General features: G+C 54.5%; 13 protein-coding genes. 12 read left to right on the forward strand and 1 reads right to left on the reverse strand.

What is annotated here, in order from left to right:
* Positions 1-13 precede the first annotated feature (13 nt).
* The 6 genes from sufC to OSH09_RS02950 all read left to right on the forward strand — a co-directional run bounded on the left by sufC (position 14) and on the right by OSH09_RS02950 (position 5,672).
* Positions 14-793 carry a Fe-S cluster assembly ATPase SufC gene (gene sufC, locus OSH09_RS02925; RefSeq protein WP_094196592.1) on the forward strand — a complete coding sequence of 260 codons (780 nt, stop codon included), beginning with the start codon at positions 14-16 and terminating at the stop codon, positions 791-793.
* Positions 790-2,097: a Fe-S cluster assembly protein SufD gene (sufD, locus tag OSH09_RS02930; RefSeq protein WP_266120089.1), complete on the forward strand. Its 1,308-nt coding sequence runs from the start codon at positions 790-792 to the stop codon at positions 2,095-2,097. The genes sufC and sufD overlap by 4 nt, the downstream gene beginning before the upstream one ends.
* On the forward strand, positions 2,094-3,341 hold the full coding sequence (locus OSH09_RS02935) for a cysteine desulfurase (protein WP_266120090.1): 1,248 nt from the start codon (positions 2,094-2,096) through the stop codon (positions 3,339-3,341). Before sufD ends, OSH09_RS02935 begins: the two co-directional genes overlap by 4 nt.
* A complete protein-coding gene (gene sufU / locus OSH09_RS02940) occupies positions 3,342-3,794 on the forward strand; it encodes a Fe-S cluster assembly sulfur transfer protein SufU (RefSeq protein ID WP_207874582.1) in 453 nt (150 codons plus the stop codon).
* 15 nt (positions 3,795-3,809) lie between these two features.
* Positions 3,810-4,370 (forward strand): putative Fe-S cluster assembly protein SufT, encoded by a 561-nt coding sequence (gene sufT, locus OSH09_RS02945; RefSeq protein ID WP_207874585.1) that lies wholly within the window; start codon positions 3,810-3,812, stop codon positions 4,368-4,370.
* 546 nt (positions 4,371-4,916) lie between these two features.
* Entirely contained in the window at positions 4,917-5,672 is a 756-nt protein-coding gene (locus OSH09_RS02950; protein WP_266120091.1) for a winged helix-turn-helix domain-containing protein, read from the forward strand.
* Between the two features lie 108 nt (positions 5,673-5,780).
* Here the strand turns inward: OSH09_RS02950 and OSH09_RS02955 are convergent, their stop codons facing one another.
* Complete coding sequence (locus tag OSH09_RS02955; protein WP_207874591.1) at positions 5,781-6,212, reverse strand: helix-turn-helix domain-containing protein; 432 nt, start codon at positions 6,210-6,212, stop codon at positions 5,781-5,783.
* 823 nt (positions 6,213-7,035) lie between these two features.
* Between OSH09_RS02955 and OSH09_RS02960 the strand changes: the two genes are divergently transcribed.
* From OSH09_RS02960 to OSH09_RS02985, 6 genes are all read left to right on the forward strand, one after another.
* Positions 7,036-7,881, forward strand: coding sequence for a MurR/RpiR family transcriptional regulator (locus OSH09_RS02960; RefSeq protein ID WP_207874595.1), 846 nt, complete (start codon positions 7,036-7,038; stop codon positions 7,879-7,881).
* Between the two features lie 21 nt (positions 7,882-7,902).
* Positions 7,903-9,150 carry a diaminopropionate ammonia-lyase gene (locus tag OSH09_RS02965; RefSeq protein WP_266120092.1) on the forward strand — a complete coding sequence of 416 codons (1,248 nt, stop codon included), beginning with the start codon at positions 7,903-7,905 and terminating at the stop codon, positions 9,148-9,150.
* Positions 9,147-10,391, forward strand: a complete 1,245-nt coding sequence (locus OSH09_RS02970; RefSeq protein WP_266120093.1) for a Zn-dependent hydrolase — start codon at positions 9,147-9,149, stop codon at positions 10,389-10,391. The genes OSH09_RS02965 and OSH09_RS02970 overlap by 4 nt, the downstream gene beginning before the upstream one ends.
* 77 nt (positions 10,392-10,468) lie before the next feature.
* Positions 10,469-12,067, forward strand: coding sequence for an ABC transporter substrate-binding protein (locus tag OSH09_RS02975; protein WP_266120094.1), 1,599 nt, complete (start codon positions 10,469-10,471; stop codon positions 12,065-12,067).
* Positions 12,064-13,005 (forward strand): ABC transporter permease, encoded by a 942-nt coding sequence (locus OSH09_RS02980; protein ID WP_026482654.1) that lies wholly within the window; start codon positions 12,064-12,066, stop codon positions 13,003-13,005. The genes OSH09_RS02975 and OSH09_RS02980 overlap by 4 nt, the downstream gene beginning before the upstream one ends.
* A 27-nt stretch (positions 13,006-13,032) precedes the next feature.
* Complete coding sequence (locus OSH09_RS02985) at positions 13,033-13,872, forward strand: ABC transporter permease (RefSeq protein ID WP_207874611.1); 840 nt, start codon at positions 13,033-13,035, stop codon at positions 13,870-13,872.
* The last annotated feature ends 18 nt before the right edge of the window (positions 13,873-13,890 follow it).

The following is a 13,890-nucleotide window of genomic DNA, read 5'->3' on the forward strand; positions in this document are numbered from 1 at the left end:
GGAGAATAATGAAATGCTGACGATTAAAGATTTGCGCGCTTCGGTTGAAGATAAACCTATCCTTAAAGGTCTGAATCTTCAGATCAATCCCGGCGAAGTTCACGCCATCATGGGCCCGAACGGCTCGGGCAAGAGCACCTTGTCCCAGGTGCTGGCTGGCCGTGAAGACTACACCGTTGAAGGTGGTTCGGTGGATTGGCTGGGTCAAGACCTGCTGGAAATGAAGATCGAAGACCGTGCCCGTTCCGGCCTGTTCCTGGCATTCCAGTACCCCATTGAAATTCCCGGTGTCTCCAACGCCTATTTCCTGCGTGCTTCCGTGAACGCCGTGCGCCGTCATCAGGGTTTGCCTGAGCTGGACGCCATGGACTTCCTCAAGCGCGTTAAAGAGGAAATGAAGATTGTTGGTATGCGTGAAGAGTTCTTGTATCGCTCCGTGAACGAAGGTTTCTCCGGCGGCGAAAAGAAACGCAACGAAGTTCTGCAAATGAGCTTGCTGGAACCCAAACTGGCCATTCTGGATGAAACCGACTCCGGTCTGGATATTGACGCTTTGCGCGTGGTTGCGGACGGCGTGAACCGTCTGCGTTCCCCCGAGCGTTCCTTGCTGGTGATTACGCACTACCAACGTCTGCTGGACTACATCGTGCCTGACTTCGTGCACGTGCTGGCGGGTGGTCAGATTATCCGTTCCGGTGGCCGTGAATTGGCTCTGGAACTGGAAGAACGTGGCTACGGCTGGGTGCTGGAACAAGCAGCCGCCGAACAAAAAGCCAAGGGAGCTGCGGTATGAGTCTGCCAGATTGGGTCAACAGCTTTGCCGCTCAGGCTGCACAAGCACCTGGGGCCGGTCTGCCATGGCTAAGCGCTATGCGTCAGCGCGCCCTGGATCGTTTTGCACAAGAAGGCTGGCCAACCACGCGTATTGAAGCCTGGCATCACACCTCTTTGGCTTTGCTGGAACAACAAAGCTTTGCACCTCAGAAATCGGCCTCGGCTGCCGAGACGGTGGCTGCAGTGCGTCAGGAAGAAGACGGGTATTTCCTGGTCTTTGTGGATGGGCATTACGACGCGTCCTTGTCGCATCTGCGTGAGTTGCCTGCTGGCGTGCGCTTGTCGTCGCTCAGCGCCTGTCTGGAACAAGATGCGGACTGGTTGCAACAAGCGTACGGGGATGAGTCCCGGGGGGCGTCCACCGCTGCCTTGAACCTGGCCTTGGCCCAGGACGGTGCTGCGCTGCATATCGCTGCCGGTAAACACCTGGAGCAGCCTGTTCACTTGGTGTTTGTACGCACGCAAGGGGGCAGTGCCAGCTTTACCCGTAACCTGATTTCTCTGGAATCCGGTGCCAGTGCAACCGTAGTGGAACACTATCTGGGTCAGGACGGCACCGACGCTTCCTTGAGCAGCGTGGTTACGCGCCTGAATGTGTCTCCTGATGCCAACCTGACGCACATGAAGTTGCAGCAGGAAGCTCTGCAAGACTTCCACCTGGCTGCAATCGATGTGCAGCAAGGCCGTGGCTCGGTATTCAATTCGCACTCCCTGTCCTTCGGTGCTCGTATCGCCCGTAACGATATTGCTACCGTATTCAACGGCGAACGCTGCGAAACCTTGTTCAATGGTTTGTACTTTGTAGATGGCCGCCGTCACGTAGACCACAACACCATCATTGATCATGCCCAGCCTAACTGCCAAAGCCGTGAGTTCTACCGCGGTATTCTGGCCGACACCGCTCGCGGCGTATTTAGTGGTCGTGTTCTGGTTGGCAAGGGCGCTGACGGTACAGATTCGGTGCAGCGGTCGGACAGCTTGCTCTTGTCCAAGATGGCACGAGCGGATTCCCGCCCCGAGCTGGAAATCTATGCGGACGACGTCAAGTGCGCACACGGTGCCACGGTGGGTCAACTGGATGCGGACAGCCTGTTTTATCTGCGCTCGCGCGGTATGACGATGGAAGACGCTCGCAATATGCTGATCTACGCGTTTGCGGCCCAGTCCCTGGAGCGTATTGCTTCCGAGAGTCTACGTAGCCGTGCCACAGTTGGTATCAATGCTTTGTTGCCCGGCGGTCTTGCCCTTGGAGAGCTTGCATGAATGCGCCTATGCCCGTAACTGCTGCTGGTTTGCTGAATCACCGCGAGGATTTCCCTATCCTGGCGCGCCCCATCCGGGGTCAACGCCTGTCCTATCTGGACAACGGGGCGACGACGCAAAAGCCGCGCTCGGTTATTGAAGCCGAAGCGCGTTTCTATGAGCAGTCCAATGCGAACATCCATCGCGGTGTGCATTGGCTGTCTCAGCACGCTACTGAGCTGTACGATCAGGCCAGAAGTACAGTGCGGGCATTTCTGAATGCCGCACGCGATGAAGAAATTGTCTTTACACGCGGCACAACAGAATCCATCAATCTGGTGGCCTATAGCTGGGGCATGGATAACCTGAAAGCAGGTGATGAAATCCTGCTGACAGGCCTGGAGCATCACTCCAACATCGTGCCTTGGCAGCTTGTTGCTCAACGTACCGGAGCCATCATTCGCGTGGTGCCAGTGCTGGACAACGGTGAACTGGATCAGGAAGCATTCAAGCAACTGCTGAACGAAAAAACCCGTTTGCTGGCTATTGGACACGTTTCCAACGCCCTGGGTACGATCAACCCCATTGCCGAAATGACCCGTCAGGCCCATGCAGTCGGTGCCAAGGTGCTGGTGGATGGTGCTCAATCCGTTCCCCACGGTGTGGTGGACGTTCAGGCTCTGGATGCTGACTTCTATACCTTTTCGGCGCACAAGCTGTACGGCCCGACCGGTATGGGCGCCTTGTACGTGCGCTACGAGATTCTGGACAGCATGTCGCCCTGGATGGGCGGCGGTGACATGATCACCACCGTCAGTTTCGAGCAAAGCAATTACGCGCCTGTGCCACAGCGTTTTGAAGCGGGTACGCCAAATATCGCAGGTGCCATTACCATGGCTGCCGCCATCGACTATTTGATGGCGATTGGCATGCAACGCATTGCTGATCACGAGGCCTTGCTGCTGGATTACGCGACCGAAGCCTTGCTGGCGATGCCGGGTATTCGCATCATTGGGACGGCTGCACACAAGGCGGGCATTGTGTCCTTCCTGGTGGACGGCATTCACCCGCACGATCTGGGCACCATTCTGGATATGGATGGTGTTGCTGTACGTGCCGGTCACCACTGCGCCATGCCCTTGATGACCCGCTTTGGCATTCCTGGTACTGCTCGTGCCTCTTTTGCCTTGTACAACGATTACGCTGATATTGATGCTTTGCTGGGCAGCCTGCGCAAAGCTCAAAAACTATTTGGAGTTGGCTAAATGAGCCAGGATTTCAACGGGCTGCGCGAGCTCTACCAAGAGGTTATTTTCGACCACAACCGTAGCCCGCGTAACTTTGAAGTAATAGAAAATGCCAGCCATTTTGCCAATGGCCACAATCCTCTGTGTGGGGATCAACTGGCTGTTTACGCGGTCGTCGAAGACGGCATTGTGAAGAAAGTCAGTTTTGTGGGGCATGGCTGCGCTATTTCCAAAGCTTCAGCATCTTTGATGACTGAAGCGGTGAAGGGCCTGAGTCTGGCCGAGTTTGAGTCTCTCTTTAAAGACATGCACGCCATGTTGACAGAGGCCCATCCCGATCGAGACCTGGGCAAGCTGGAAGTGTTATCAGGTGTGCGTGAATTCCCTGCAAGGGTTAAATGTGCCACCTTGGCCTGGCATACCCTGCATAACGCTATCAATCAGGCCAAAGAAACCGCGCAAACTGAATAAAGGCGCAAGCAAGCCATGAGTTACTTTGAACGACATGATGTGCTGGTCAGCCGGGATTGCCCGGCCGTCAGTATCCCTTACGGTGCGCCCGTCACGATCGAGTCGGGCTGTACGGCAACCATTACCCAGAAGCTGGGTGGCAGCTATACCGTGATGGTAGAGGGCAACCTGTACCGGATTGAAGGTGTCGATGCCGATGCGCTGGGTTTTGAGTCCCAGGATAAGCCCGAGGTGTTTGTTCCCGAGCTGCCCCTGAGCGAAAAAACCATTGAAGACGCCGCATGGATTGTGCTCTCCAGCGTGTATGACCCGGAAATTCCCGTTGATATCGTCAACCTGGGCTTGGTCTACGCCTGCCACGTCACGCAAACTGGCCCAGAGACCTTTTCCATGACCATGGAAATGACGCTGACGGCGCCTGGCTGCGGCATGGGCACCATGATTGCTGATGAGGCCCGCTACAAGCTGGAGACTATTCAGGGCGTTGAAAAGGCCGTTGTGGATCTGGTTTGGGACCCACCGTGGAGCCGGGAACGCATGAGCGAATCAGCCCGCTTGCAATTAGGGATGCTGTAAAAGAAAAAGCCTGCAGAATATGCAGGCTTTTTTTTGTCTGGAGCTTTTTCCTAGGTGCATCACGCTGGATGCAAGAGCGGCTTCTAGTGGTAGTGACAGTACGATTCGTAACGATATTAGCGTTTGAAAACACTTCTTTCTTTAGCAAATTCATGTACTTATTTTTGCTGGTTATTTAGGCAAGATATTGCTTGATGGCGACAAGTACTTGCCTTATTATTCGGATCTAAAGTAAATTGATTTAATTCGTGTTTGCGTAGCACGAAAAGTGTCAATTATTATCTTTCTTGGTGTTTTGTCAAGAATATGAGCTTTTTGCATAATTCAGTATGCGTGATTTTTAGCCGTGGTGTTCGCCAAGATCATCAGGGGTTTGTTCTTTGGCGAATACCAGGTTCCACGCGCTTTAGCGCCAGGCCTTCCCTCAGGCACCAAGGTTTCAGTCAGTAAATAACAATCCGGATATCAGTGTTATGTCGCTGCCGCTTAGTATGGTCGGCAGATTGCCTGCGTGCGGGCATATTTTTAGCAAAAGGGAGATTGCGATTGTTCAGGATTGAAAAAATCATATTGTTATTTGACGACAATGATCTAATCCAGCGGCTGGCTACTGATTTTTCTTTATGGGGAATCCCATTGCGTGTGCTTCAGGAAAGAAGTGCTGCGGAGTTATGTTTGGATTCCGCCGAGCCAGGTGAGTTAATGATGATGTGTTCGCACAAGCAAGAATTGCTGCGGGATGTCGGATGTTTGCGGGCACAGTCGCCGACTATAGGTATTGTTGTTTTGCGAGTCGATGAGATGCTTTCGTCTGTACACAGTGGGTTTTTGATGCTGGCAGGTGCTGATATCTGTTTGGATCAACGTGCCCAAAGCATGGAGGTCCTGGCCAGTATCCAAGCCTTGCGTCGACGTGAATTGGCGTTGAAGGCCAAGTATTTAGAGAGCAGGGACAAGGCTTTGCTGCCTGCTCCCGTAGAATTCAACGCGAATGATTTCCGCCTTACACACGGCCCAATCTGCGGCTGGAGCTTGTTGGAGGATGGATGGCGCTTGATGACACCCGGAAGCCATGCGGTAGCACTGACGGGGGCTGAGCGACGGGTAATGCGGGTATTGTTGGAAGTAAGTCCCGAGCCTGTAACGCGGGAAAAACTGTTTAGCGATAAAGAAGAGGGGCAACCCACGAGTCGCTATATCGATGTGGTGGTTAGTCGGTTGAAACGCAAGGTGGCCTTGCATGGTGAACGACTCCCTATTCGTTCTGTGTGGGGCGTTGGGTATGTTTTTGCGGCCGACTAGATATAGAAATGTTGCTTTCGAACGCCCGTAGATAGTCCGTCTTTAGCTATTACGCTGACTGCGTAGAGATACAGGTCTGTCAGCAAATGAAATTAGGTATCACTATCGTTATCTGAATGATGCCAATTCAATCAAGTTATTCAGACTAGTTTCATCCATCTTTTTCCCCTGACGCAAGTACATCTCATAAACCAGACGAATAATGCGTGCCTCTGCTTCTGGCCGCAGGCCTACGCTTTTTGCCTGAAATAATAACTGCGCCTTGGTGATGATTTCCTCCAGGATATCCAGTTCCAGCACTGTGGATGATGGCTCACAGGGAGTAGGGCTGCCTTCGCCTGATGCCAGCCAACTGACCGACAGATTGCTTGCCTGGGCCATTTTTACCAGGCTTGAACGAGAGGGGTCGGAGTTCCCTGAACGCCAACTTCGTAACACTGATGTGGACATTCCCATTTTATCCGCCAAGCTCTTTGCGCCACCGGCTCGCGCGATTGCCAAGTTGATCCGGTCCGGGAAATCTTTGAATTCATTGTCCATATGAGTGTTATCTAATCTGCTACGAAGTTGGGGGGAGGGCGCCTCAACTAATTTAATTGCAATTTAACGTCTCGTTCTTTGTCTCTGATCAATTCTTGTCGTTTCAGCAAGGTAACACCTTGTCGCGATAAGGTCGTGCTGCACTGCGCATGCATAGAGATATGGGAGTGCATGTTCTTGATGGGAAAGCGTTAATTTCCAGCGTTATCCTGCTCTGTTCAACAAACAATCCATTCTATCGATTAACGTTTGTTGCAGTGTGACGCTTTCTTCATGCTTGGGTGTGTTGTGCGTAGTGTCTCATCAGAGTCACTAGCGACTCTCGCGGCGCGCTTGCTATGCCGCTGGCTGCTTGAGACCTTAGCTGCGGTGATTCTACCTCTTGAATGTTCATTTGTGTTGAATGTGTGATTATCGTCTTGATATAAGCGATACAAAAAGTCATATATAGGCATTTTTTCAGTCTGAACTCTTGATGGATGAGTGCATGGTGGCAGGCGCAGCAGAAGACATCCTTGGCACTTCTACGCTTTTACTTGCTGTGGTGACATGAGTCCGCCATCCTCTTCAATATGAAATTTATATTTCATTTGTTGCGATGTGATTTCACTCGAGAGTCTCAGTTTTCAGACTATCTGGAATAAACCCTGTTTTGGAATTTAATCATTAATTAACAGTGGTTTACGTTCTTTCTTGCTACGCCAGATTCACCTTTTTGATCTAACCCAAGGGTAAATACGGAGCCAAATCATCGCAGCCATAATTGAAATTTAAATTTTATTAAGTATTATATGAAAAACAAATTTCAATTTTAGGTTGTGTCATGGTCATCAAAGATTCGATCCTGGATATTCTCGATGTCCTGCCCAGTGCGGAGCGGCGTTTGGCCGATGTGGTCTTGTCTCATATGGGGCAGTTAGCCACGTATTCCGCCCAGGAACTGGCCGAGAAGGCAGGCGTGTCAGCAGCTACCGCGGTGCGCTTTTTCCGGCGTTTGGGTTTTAACGGTTTTAACGAGTTCCGGGTCACAGCCCGCGAGCAAATGGGGGATGGTGCTCCTTTCAAGCGCCTGCACTCCATGTCCAGCAGCGGTATTCAGGCTGATATGACGCCGTTTATCAATGCAGACGTACAGAACATTTCCACCACCTTCCAGAACATCACTGAACAGCATCTGGACAACTTCACTCAAGCCGCTTTGAAAGCACGACGTATCTGGGTGTTTGGTTTCCGCAATGGCCAGATCCTGGCTTGCTATGCCCACTCCTTATTGCAGCAACTGCGCTCCGATGTGCATCTGGCGGTGGGGACGGTTGCCCATCTGACCGAGCAGTTGGCCGATGTGGAAGCAGGGGACCTGGCCTTGGTGATGGACTTTCGTCGTCGCTCGGTGCTATTGCCTTCCTTGGTGGAGCATCTGCGGGGCGAGTCGGTACAGATGGCCTTTTTGACGGATGGCCTGGAAAGTTCCTTGCTGCGTTCGCAAGACATTGCATTCACGGTGGCTACACGTGGCGAGTACTTGTTTGACTCGCATACCGGCACGCTCAGCTTGATCAATTATCTGGTCAGCCGGGTGGCCTTGCAGGCCGAGACGCAGGTGGCGCGCAAGTTGCAGAAGATTGAATCCATTCATCGCAGTTTTCAGGACTTGAAGTCCAATAATTAAACCCATAAAAGTGGAGCAGACATGAACAAACATGCCGTTCGGGAGCAAGGCGCGGTGCAACTGTATCTGAACCCTCGTTGCGTTCAGGACAGCCAGGAATACGACGCCTCCTTGCAATCGATTTTGTCGGTGGCCGCCTACGAGCAGGCTAAGGCCAGCATTGTGCAGTGGCCCGGTTATGCGCCTACCCCTTTACGTCATTTGCCCGGTCTGGCCGCGCAGATGAAGGTGGGCGGGGTGTACTACAAGGATGAGGCCGGTCGTTTTGGTTTGGGCAGCTTCAAGGCCTTGGGCGGAGCGTATGCGGTCAATCGCTTGTTGCTGCGTCAGTTGCAGGCCCATACCGGCAATGCCAGCCTGAGCTTGGATGATCTGAAAAACCCTGCCTACAAAGACTTTATTGCAGGCCTGACGGTCACGTGCGCCACTGACGGTAATCATGGTCGTTCGGTTGCCTGGGGGGCGAAGAATGCGGGTTGCCAGTGCGTGATCTATATCCATGAGCACGTCAGTTCCGGTCGTGAGCAGGCGATTGCGTTCTACGGGGCCAAGGTGGTCCGGGTGCCCGGCAATTACGATGATTCGGTCCGTCAGGCGGCTGAAGATGCCAAAGAGCATGGCTATTTTGTGGTGTCCGATACGTCTTACCCCGGCTATATGGATGTGCCCAAGGATGTGATGCAGGGCTACACCGTCATGGTGCAGGAAGCCCTGGACCAGATCGGTTCGGGCAAACCTGTTAGCCATGTCTTTATTCAAGGCGGTGTGGGTGGCTTGGCGGCAGCCGTGTGCGCTCATATGTGGGAGCGTCTGGGTGCACAGCGTCCTCGCTTGATTGTGGTTGAACCCAACAAGGCCGATTGCCTGTTCCAAAGTGCCGTGCAAGGTAAACCGGTCACCGTTACCGGTGATTTGAATACGGTGATGGCCGGTCTGGCCTGCGGCGAAATCTCTTTGCTGGCCTGGGAAATTCTGGATCCTGGCACCTATGCCTATATGACGCTGGAAGACGATGCTGCCTTGCAAACCATGCGCCGTCTGGCCCGTGCGGATAAAGGTGATGCGCCGATTGTGGCGGGTGAGTCTGCTGTGGCCGGTGTAGCCGCTTGCATGGCCGCTTGCGAGCAGCCGGATTGGCGTCAGGCCTTGGGCATTGATGAAAACAGCCAAATCCTATTTTTTGCCAGCGAAGGCGATACCGATGCGGAGCTGTATCAGCGCATTGTCGGTATGAGTGCCAAAGACGTGCTGGCTCAGGAGCCGGTATGAACAGCCCAGCCAGCACTTGTTTAGCCATTAATGGCGAACGCCTGCTGCAGCGTATTGCGCAGTTGGCGCAGATTGGTGCCATCGACGGGGGCGGCGTCTGCCGTCTGGCCTTGACGGACGAAGACAAGGCCGGTCGGGATCAGGTCGTTCACTGGATGCGCGAACTGGGCATGAGTGTGCAGATCGATCAGATCGGCAACATTATCGGGACACGCGCCGGTCGTCTGGATGTGGCGCCAGTCATGACGGGTTCGCACATTGATACGGTGCGCACTGGTGGGCGTTATGACGGCAATCTGGGTGTGCTGGCTGGTTTGGAAGTGGTGGCCAGTTTGAACGATGCTGAGGTGCAACTGGATCGTCCCTTGCAAGTGGTGGCCTTTACTAATGAAGAGGGCGCACGCTTTGCACCGGACATGATGGGCAGCCTGGTCTTTCAAGGTGGTTTGTCCTTGCAAGAGGCGCTGGACACCGTGGGCATTGATGGCAGCACCGTGCGCGAGAACCTGGAGCGTATTGGCTACGCCGGTTCCGTGCCTTGCGGCCAACCCAATGTGCATGCCTATATGGAACTGCATATTGAGCAAGGCCCGGTGCTGGAGCACGAAAGCATCGATATTGGTGCCGTGACTGGAGTGCAAGGGATTTGCTGGCTGGAATTTGAAGTGCAGGGCGTATCCAATCACGCAGGCACCACTCCCATGCATTTGCGTCATGACGCCGGTGTTGTGGCACAGCAGATCGGCAGTTTTGTGCGTCAGTTAACGGAGCGCTACGGCCCACCGCAACTGGGGACAGTAGGGCGTTGTGAGCTGTTCCCGAATCTGGTCAATGTGATCCCCAGCAAAGCCGTGTTCACCGTGGATTTGCGCAATGTGGACAAGGTCAGCCTGGACCAGGCCGAGCAGGAAGTGCTGGATTTCGCCCGGCAGGCTGCGGAGCGTGAGGGTGTGCAGATCAAGCATCGCCATTTGGCCCGCTTTGATCCTGTGCAGTTTGATGAACGCTTGATCAGCAAGGTCGAGCAACACGCCAAGGATCTGGGCTGCTCGGTCAAGCGCATGCCCAGTGGTGCCGGGCACGATGCGCAGATGCTGGCTCGTTCCTGCCCCACAGGCATGATTTTTGTACCGAGTGTGCGTGGCCTGAGCCACAACCCGGCAGAGTTTACCCACGACAAATACCTGATAGCGGGATGTTCGATTCTGCTATCGGCCTTGGTGGAGCTGGCCCGTGAATAAGCAGTAAACCCCCGATGACGGGACCGCCGCCACAAGAGCAAAGGCGGACCGCTTTTAACTACCTGGAGAGACAAAAAATGAGCAACCTGCTTAAGGACCGCTTGCGTCCTGCCAAATCGTTAGCCGCCGTCTGGGCTGCCCTTGCTATTACCGCGATTGCCCCTGTGGCCGTCAGTGCTCAAACCACGCTGACTGCCGTGATGGAAGCGCCCTTGCGCTCCCTGGATCCGGTCATTACCACCTCCTACATTGTGCGCAACTACGGCTATATGGTGTACGACACCTTGCTGGCTGAAGATGCGCAAGGCCAGGTCAAACCGCAGATGCTGGAGGGCTGGAAAGTGTCCGAGGACGGCCAGACCTACACCATGACCTTGCGTGAAAACTTGCGCTGGCATGACGGCTCGCCAGTGACGGCAGAGGATGCGGTGGAGTCCATCAAACGCTGGATTCAATTGGACAAGATGGGCCAGATCATGACGGAGTTCCTGACCAAGATGGAGGTCGTGGATGATCGCTCTTTTGTGATGCAGTTCTCTTTCCCCACGGATATTGCCTTGCGAGCGATGGGCAAGCCCAGTTCTCTGCCTTTGTTTGTGATGCCTAAAGAGGTGGCACGCACACCGGTCAGTCAGGCTATTACCTCTACCGTGGGTTCGGGGCCATTCCGTTTTGTGGACAAGGAGTATCGCCCAGGTGTGCAGGCCGTGTTCGAGAAGAACCCGGACTACGTACCTCGCAATGAACCCGCCAGTGGTTTGGCCGGTGGCAAGCAGGTCAAGGTAGACCGCGTACGTTGGGTGGCCATGCCCGATGCCATGACAGGGGTGAACGCGCTGCGCAGTGGCGAGATTGATGTCATCGACCAAGTGCAGTTGGACCTCTTGCCTCTGCTGCAAAACGAATCCGACATCGTTCTGAACGCCTCGACGGCTCGCGGTGCGCAGACCGAGATGCGTTTTAACTTCTTGCAACCGCCATTCAATAACAAACAAGTGCGTCAGGCCGCCATGATGGCCTTGAATCAGAAGCCCTTGATGCAAGCGCAAGTGGGCAACCCGGAATACTTTGAAACCTGCGGTGCGGTGTTTGGCTGCCACAGCGTGTTCCCATCACAAGCGGGCTCTGAAGCCTATTTCAAAGGTGATGCTGCCGGTGCGAAAAAGCTCCTGGAGCAGTCCGGATACAAGGGTGAGCCCGTGGTTCTGCTGCATCCCACGGACTTCCTGACCTCGCCCGTGGTGCCTGTGATTGCGCAGCAATTACGCAATGCCGGTTTCACCGTCAACGTGGAAGCCATGGACTGGCAAACCGTGCAGACACGTCGCACATCCAAGCGTCCCGTGCAAGAGGGCGGCTGGAGCATCATCACCACCTATTCGGGCCTGGTGGATGTGAGCAACCCCTTGAGCTTTATGGCGGTGGCCTCCAATGGCGACAAGGCCTGGTTCGGCTGGCCGGATGTTCCTGCCATTGAAAATACACGCATGGAATTTGCCCGCGCTAGCGGCGAGTCCGAACTGGGTCGTTTGGCGACTGATCTGCAAAAACACATCATGGATGAAGGTGTGATCGTCCCCCTGGGTGAGTTCAAGATGGTTAGCGCCATGCGCAAGAACCTGAACGGCTTTCTGCAAACCCCGGTTCCGGTCTTCTGGAATGTGGAGAAGCGATGATTGGGCTTATTTTCAAGCGCGTACTGGCCACTATCCCGGTATTGCTGATTGTGGCGCTGGTGATCTTTGTGGTCCTGCGCATGACACACGGTGATGCCGCGGTACTGGTGGCGGGGGACAACGCGACGGATGCACAGATCGCCGAAATCCGTCACCAGATGGGGCTGGACCAGCCCGTACCGGTGCAGTTCGTTCAGTGGCTGGGCAGCATGGTGCAAGGGGACTTTGGTACGTCCCTGATCTCCAGTCGCCCGGTCAAGGATCTAGTGCTGGATCGTTTGGGACCGACGGTGTCACTGACCTTGTTGACCCTGGCTTACACCCTGGCTATTTCGATTCCGCTGGGGGTGTGCTCGGCCTGGTACAGAGGCAAGTCTCTGGATCGCTTTGTGATGGCGGGGTCGGTGGCTGGCTTTTCCGTGCCGGTATTCATCGTGGCTTACTTGTTGATCCTGCTGTTCTCGCTGGAGCTGCGCTGGTTGCCGGTACAGGGCTACAAACCCTTGAGCGATGGCCTATGGGAGCACTTGCGGCATTTGATTCTGCCTGCAGTGTCCCTGGGCACGGTGTACATCGCCCTGATTACCCGCATTGTGCGCACCAGCGTGATCGATACCTTGAACGAAGACTACATCCGTACGGCCCGTGCAAAAGGTCTGAATGAGCGTCGTGTCCTGACACGTCACGCCCTGGGCAATGCAGCGGTTCCCATCCTGACGATTATCGGCATCAGCATCACCATGCTGATCGGCGGGGTGGTGGTAACGGAATCGGTCTTCAACATTCCGGGGCTGGGGCGTTTGGTGCTGGATGCGGTGCTGTCACGCGACTTTACGGTGATTCAGAGTCTGATCGTGCTGTTTTCGCTGGTGTATGTAGGGGTGAATCTGCTGATTGATATCTCCTACATGCTGGTCGATCCCCGTATCGATTATTGAGCCCTCGCTTTTTACAGGTAGAACAATATGCAAAAGCTCAACAAATTGAAGAAAGTGGTCGCCAGCAATTCGGCCCGTGCCGCCTTGCTGTTCCTGATCCTGATGGCGTTCATGGCCATTTTTGCTCCCTTTCTGGGCACACAAGATCCCACTCAGCTAGACCCCAGTGTGCGCTTGCAGCCGCCTTCTGCGCAGTTCTGGCTGGGGACGGATGCACTGGGCCGGGACTTGTATTCCCGCGTGGTGTACGGGGCGCAGGTGTCCTTTATGGTGGGGTTTGGTGTCCTGGCCATCAGTGTGTTCTTTGGGGTGATTCTGGGTTCGCTGGCGGGTTATTTCCGTCGTCTGGACGCGGTCATCATGCGGGTGATGGATGGGGTGATGGCGATTCCCGGCATTCTGCTGGCCATCGCCCTGGTGTCAGTATCCGGTGCCAGCCTGACCACGGTACTGATCGCTATCGCCATTCCTGAAATTCCTCGCATGACCCGTTTGGTGCGTGGCGTGATTCTTAGCGTCCGCTCCGAGCCTTATGTGGAAGCGGCCATGACGGTGGGGACATCGGCCTATGTGATTCTGTCGCGTCATATGTTCCCCAACACCTTTGCGCCTTTGATTGTGCAGGGCACCTATGTGTTTGCCTCGGCCGTTTTGCTGGAAGCTGTCTTGAGCTTTCTGGGGGCGGGCATCCCGCCGGAAATGGCCTCCTGGGGCAACATCATTGCCGAAGGCCGTCTGTACTTCCAGTTGATTCCCGGCATCGTGCTGTACCCCGGCATTGTGCTGTCCATCACCATTCTCAGTATCAATGTTCTGGGCGACGCCTTGCGCGATGCTCTGGACCCGAAGCTGGTCACACGGCTGTAAGTGACAAGGGCAGGAGAC

The organism is Alcaligenes parafaecalis, assembly GCF_026344135.1.
Lineage (GTDB): Bacteria > Pseudomonadota > Gammaproteobacteria > Burkholderiales > Burkholderiaceae_B > Alcaligenes > Alcaligenes parafaecalis.

Coding starts and splice junctions, on each gene's coding strand:
- OSH09_RS02960 (WP_207874595.1), top strand. CDS start 7,036: ATGGTCATCAAAGATTCGATCCTGGATATTCTCGATGTCCTGCCCAGT.
- OSH09_RS02935 (WP_266120090.1), top strand. CDS start 2,094: ATGAATGCGCCTATGCCCGTAACTGCTGCTGGTTTGCTGAATCACCGC.
- OSH09_RS02970 (WP_266120093.1), top strand. CDS start 9,147: ATGAACAGCCCAGCCAGCACTTGTTTAGCCATTAATGGCGAACGCCTG.
- OSH09_RS02985 (WP_207874611.1), top strand. CDS start 13,033: ATGCAAAAGCTCAACAAATTGAAGAAAGTGGTCGCCAGCAATTCGGCC.
- OSH09_RS02955 (WP_207874591.1), bottom strand. CDS start 6,212: ATGGACAATGAATTCAAAGATTTCCCGGACCGGATCAACTTGGCAATC.
- OSH09_RS02975 (WP_266120094.1), top strand. CDS start 10,469: ATGAGCAACCTGCTTAAGGACCGCTTGCGTCCTGCCAAATCGTTAGCC.
- sufC (WP_094196592.1), top strand. CDS start 14: ATGCTGACGATTAAAGATTTGCGCGCTTCGGTTGAAGATAAACCTATC.
- sufU (WP_207874582.1), top strand. CDS start 3,342: ATGAGCCAGGATTTCAACGGGCTGCGCGAGCTCTACCAAGAGGTTATT.
- OSH09_RS02965 (WP_266120092.1), top strand. CDS start 7,903: ATGAACAAACATGCCGTTCGGGAGCAAGGCGCGGTGCAACTGTATCTG.
- sufT (WP_207874585.1), top strand. CDS start 3,810: ATGAGTTACTTTGAACGACATGATGTGCTGGTCAGCCGGGATTGCCCG.
- sufD (WP_266120089.1), top strand. CDS start 790: ATGAGTCTGCCAGATTGGGTCAACAGCTTTGCCGCTCAGGCTGCACAA.
- OSH09_RS02980 (WP_026482654.1), top strand. CDS start 12,064: ATGATTGGGCTTATTTTCAAGCGCGTACTGGCCACTATCCCGGTATTG.